Annotated in this window: 5 protein-coding genes; all 5 read left to right on the forward strand. The window is 63.0% G+C overall.

The window, feature by feature from the left end; translation table 11 throughout:
- Positions 1 to 1,330: sugar transferase (locus C0456_RS19510; protein ID WP_291055965.1), on the forward strand; the 1,330-nt coding region annotated here is incomplete at its 5' end.
- 419 nt (positions 1,331 to 1,749) lie between these two features.
- On the forward strand, positions 1,750 to 2,928 hold the full coding sequence (gene repC, locus C0456_RS19515) for a replication initiation protein RepC (RefSeq protein ID WP_291055967.1): 1,179 nt from the start codon (positions 1,750 to 1,752) through the stop codon (positions 2,926 to 2,928).
- Complete coding sequence (locus C0456_RS19520) at positions 2,925 to 3,560, forward strand: hypothetical protein (RefSeq protein WP_291055970.1); 636 nt, start codon at positions 2,925 to 2,927, stop codon at positions 3,558 to 3,560. The genes repC and C0456_RS19520 overlap by 4 nt, the downstream gene beginning before the upstream one ends.
- A 331-nt stretch (positions 3,561 to 3,891) precedes the next feature.
- Complete coding sequence (locus C0456_RS19525) at positions 3,892 to 4,665, forward strand: ribbon-helix-helix domain-containing protein (protein ID WP_291055973.1); 774 nt, start codon at positions 3,892 to 3,894, stop codon at positions 4,663 to 4,665.
- Positions 4,662 to 4,842 (forward strand): relaxase domain-containing protein (locus C0456_RS19530; protein WP_291055976.1); only part of this gene is annotated, 181 nt, incomplete at its 3' end. The genes C0456_RS19525 and C0456_RS19530, both read left to right, overlap by 4 nt.

Consider the following 4,842-nt stretch of genomic DNA (forward strand, 5'->3'; position numbering starts at 1 on the left):
GGCGCTGGCGGATATGAAATCGGTCGCCAGCCCCCTGAGCACGGTGCTGTCGGCCCCGCGCCGGGCGCAGGTGATCTGGGTGCGGCCGCTGTTCCAGCTGCTGGGTTCGCTGTTCGTCGCCGTCGCGCTGCCCTATGCGGTGGCGGCGGGGATCACGCCCGAGCTGCTGGGGCTCGATCTCTACTACGTCTCGCTCGCCGCTTCGGTGACCGCGATCGCGTTGGCATTCTGGACCTATCGCAACCTCGCCGCCTTCCCGGGCATCCGGTCGAGCTACTATATCCTGCCGGTCTTCCTCTCGAGCTTCGTTGCGGTGTTCACCGTGCTGTTCCTCGCCCGCCTCGGTTACAGCCGCCCGCTGCTGGTGGCGAGTTTCGCGTTCTCGCTGGCATGGTTCTACCTCGTCTACTTCATGATCCAGCGCCGTCAGACGCTCAAGATCGCAGTGGTGCCGTTCGGGCGGGTCGACAGTCTCTACAGCATCGAGCAGGTGCAGTGGGCGGTGCTGGGGCAGCCGGTGATCCCGCCCTCGGCCGATCTGCTGACCGCGGATTTCGACAGCGACCTGCCGCGCGAGTGGCTCAATTTCCTCGCCGAATGCGCGTTGCAGGGGGTGACGGTGCTGCACTTCAAGCAGCTGCGCCAGTCGCTGACCGGGCAGGTGCAGACCGAGCACCTCTCCGAGAACGCCGATGGCGCGCTGGCGCCGAATGCGAACTATATCGCGATGAAGCGCTTTGCCGATACTCTGCTGGCGCTCGCGCTGCTGCCGGTGCTGCTGCCGCTGTTCGTGATCGTGGCTGCGGCGGTAAGGCTGGATTCGCCCGGCCCGGTGTTCTTCCGCCAGGTCCGGATCGGCTATCGCGGCCGGGCCTTCTCCGTCTGGAAGTTCCGGACCATGCGCGCCGCCGCCCCAGCCGCCCCAGCCGCCCCGACGAGCGAGGACCCGCGCGAGCGCGCCATCACGCGCGAGGACGATCCGCGCATCACCCCGCTCGGCCGCTTCCTGCGCCGCACCCGGATTGACGAGCTGCCGCAGGTCTTCAACGTGCTGCGCGGCGAGATGAGCTGGATCGGCCCGCGGCCCGAGGCGCTCGAATTGTCACGCTGGTACGAGACCGAGCTGCCCTTCTACCGCTATCGCCACGTGGTGCGCCCGGGCATCTCGGGCTGGGCACAGGTCAGCCAGGGCCACGTCGCCGATCTCGACAGCGTGCTGAAGAAGCTCAACTACGATTTCTTCTACATCAGCCGCTTCAGCCTGTGGCTCGACGTGCTGATCATCCTGCGCACGCTCAAGACGATGCTGACCGGCTTCGGCTCGCGCTGAGCGGCGCAAGGCCGCTGGGGCCCGAATTCCCACGTTTTTTTCAGATGATCTGCCGCCATCTTCCCCAAGTGCCGGAAAAGATGGTGGGCGCGACAGGGATTGAACCTGTGACCCCACCCGTGTGAAGGGAGCCAGCCAAATCAGATAGTTAGCTGTTTTGGTTGCAAAAAGAGCCTCTTGTCCGAGGGTGCTTGTACGCGATTTGTACGAGGGGGCGCCCTGAGGCCCTTGAAAACGCGCATGTGTGGGCGGAATTGGCGCGCGACAAAGCCAGTAGGCAGGCCGCCAGACCAGGAACGAAAAACCGCCGGAAGGGCTGGCACCCTTCACAGCGGTCAGATCAATAGCGTTGCGGCTATTTCACCCATTTACGCGACCGGAGAATCGGGCGCAAGGGCAAACCTTGCGGGAGGTGCTTCATGAGCATCTCTTTGGCACACAACGGGCTTCCACCCGGCGTCACCCACTTCAACATGGCTGATCTGATCGAGAAGATCGCACCTGGGACCTGCCGGGCGGAACACCTCTCGGCAACCGCAGTGCGCGTCCTGAAGCACTACCTCCTCGGCTGCCGGTCGTCCGACTTTGAGCGTGGCAAGATTTGCGGGGTGTGGGAGCAACCACAAACCACGGCTCATACGCTGCGCATCTCGACGAAGGTCCTGCACAACGCTGAAGCCGAACTTGAACGTGGCGGGTTCATCGAGCGGACTCATGTTTCTCATGCGCGCCGCACCGGTCAGCGCCGTGACGGCGTCATCGTCAGCCTTGCGGGGATCAGCCTGCGTCCGCTCATCGATGGCTATGGCCGGTGGAAGTCCCGGCTCGAGGCGATGGAGCTGCATGAGCGCGCGGTTGCTTCGCTGCGGCACGAGGTGGTCATGCTCAGCCGCGAGATCAGGGCGACGCAGGCGGCTGCTTTGATCGAGGAGGCAGAGCGGATTTTGCCCCGGGGGCGCGTGTCCCGCATCAGCTCTGCCGAGAAGCTGGAAGCCCTGAAGGCCATGCTCGAGGCGCTGTTGGTGCAGCCAGAACTTCCGTCCGGTGACACGAAATCTTCCCACCGGACGGAAGAAATCTTCGCACCCAATATACTTGTCAAAGACTCGTCCAAAAACCGTAAGCGCGCGACTGGCGTTGACCGGTCGGACGAGGTCTCCCCAGCATTGGCTGCAAGCCTTGCGAGCACAGACTATCGAAGCCTCCTCCCGTCCGACCGGGCACCGGGCTGGCCAGACATTGTCGACGCATCGGCGATCGCCTGCCGTTGGCACAATGTGTCGCAGCCAGCCTGGGCAGAGGCATGCAAAAGGCTGGGGCGCGAGCGCGCGGCACTCTGCCTGCTCGTCATCGACCGCAATGCGCGATTGCCAAGCGATCACCGGTACAGGGCGCGGTCAGGCAGGAAATGCCTGAGCGGGCTGCTGCGGAACGCCTCCAGCCTCTTACCCATGATCAAGGCAGCCAAGGGCTATCCAGAGGGCAGCTTGCCGGACCGTCAGTTCGAACCGGAGGTGTCAGCCCCCAGAACCGGTCACAGCTTTGCAGGTGCATGCCTTTCGGCCCTGGCGAAGCTCTCTGGGGAGGTGCAGCCATGACACAAACGCGAACCACAAGCCTGTGGGAGGAGCTGGAGGCGGGCAACATCTGGTGGCCGTCCTACAAGCCCGGGCGGGACCCCGTCTTGAGCTGGCGCCATGCCGCCGCGATCCTGATGCGCGACATTGACCCGCAGCCCATTTTCGCTGCCCTTCCAGGGGTGTTCGGGGACATGTACGAGCTGACTGCGGACGAGGTCTGCGACCGACTTCCAGGTCCAGACGGCCAAGTCCTTTGGCCCGTATGGCTGAAAAGCTGGGTCAGCCATTTCGACCATTGGCACGACCCGGTCAGGCAACTGGTCGAGCAGCATTGTACCACTCCAGATGCCCGGGTCCTTGCTGACATGCTGACGCGGCTGAACGGGGCAGCCTTTTGTGACTTCGTCCTTCAGGCCTACGAGCGGACGGTCATTCTGGCGCCACTCCGGGGGGCACCCACCGGCGATGACACCCTGCCAATAGTACAGATGATCGCGAATGCGGCACCGTTCGAGCGGCTCAGCTACGGCTTCTACCAGCGGTTTTGTGTCGAACTGAACCGGGAGGCGGATCCTCCAGCGATCCCGATGTCGGGCCTAGATTTCGACCGGGCCGGAAACCCCAACATATTCGGCGGAGACGTCACATGAACCTCGCAGAGAACGCGGTATTCGCTTTCCGGCTGTTCGGCCGGTTGCACTCGGCAGGAAATACCAAGCTACGTCATGACTCCCTACAATCAGACCGTCAGTCACTAAGCAGCGCATATAGAAGTGCACACTCCACGCTGAATTCGAGCGGTGGCAAGGCGTGCCCAAACCCGCAGAAATCAGCCATTCTAGACCCTAGACGCGTTTCTAGGGGCGCCCAAAAAGCACTCCAAAGCTGTGGCGCGCAGCAGCAAGGTCTTCTAGAACGAGCCTATATCAGTCACTTAGCTTCTAGGCCCGTCGATCTCCTCGCAATCCGGGGGAGGGTCTGATGGCACAGGTCAATGTCTCGGTTGAGGATCGCATCCTTGCCGCCCTCGACAGGGTTGCGCAGGCAAAATCGCTCAGCCGGCCCGAGCTTTTGCGCAAGGCGATCCAGGAGCTGATTGAGGCGCACGATGCCGGTCGGCCGACTTTCCAGACCGAAGCTGCGCCCAAGCTCGATGCGACCGTCAGCGGGCTGGTTCACCAGTTGCGGGAGCTGGTGATGGAGCTGGACCGGGCACAAGCGGACAATGCGCGGATGCTTGGCAAGCTGACCGAGAAGTGGAACGGCGGCGAGGAAGCCAATCGCATCGCCCTGCAGAAGCTGATTGTCGAGCTTCGCGAGCTGGATGAAGCCGGCCTCTCGCCGTTCATGACGCAGACTGGTGAGCTGCTGTCTGCCTTCGAGGCGCTGGAGCCCAAGCTGCTAGGCCTGCTCGGGCCGCACCTGGCGAAGATCTCCGCGCAGCTGGATCGATCGATAAAACTGGCGAGCGAACCGCGGCAGATGAGATCCATTTACCTCGGCGACAACCGTTTTCTGTCGCTCAAATTTCTGTCGGCATGCGGAGGCTTGGCGCTCTTTATCGGCGCGCTCATTGCAACAATCCTGCCTACCCAGTTCGATGGCTGGTCGGTCTGGCAGTCAGCCAAGCTGATCGACCACCCCGCGAAAATGTGTCGGCTGATCGCCCGCAAGTACGGTGTTACCGATTGCCGGGTCCCAGAGCAGGAGCGCGATCTTGGCTTGCGCGTCATTGCCCATGAGGACCGGCGATGATTACGCTCGGCAGCATAGGTTCGGCTTCATCCGCGGCGGAGTACTACTCCCAGGACAACTACTACACCGCTGATCAGACGCAGGATGCCAGCGCGTGGTTTGGCAAAGGTGCCGAGGCGTTGGGCCTGACCGGCAAGGTGGAGGAACAGACCTTTGCCGCCGTGCTCGAGGGCAGGC

Source organism: Hyphomonas sp. (genome assembly GCF_013823385.1).
Lineage (GTDB): Bacteria > Pseudomonadota > Alphaproteobacteria > Caulobacterales > Hyphomonadaceae > Hyphomonas.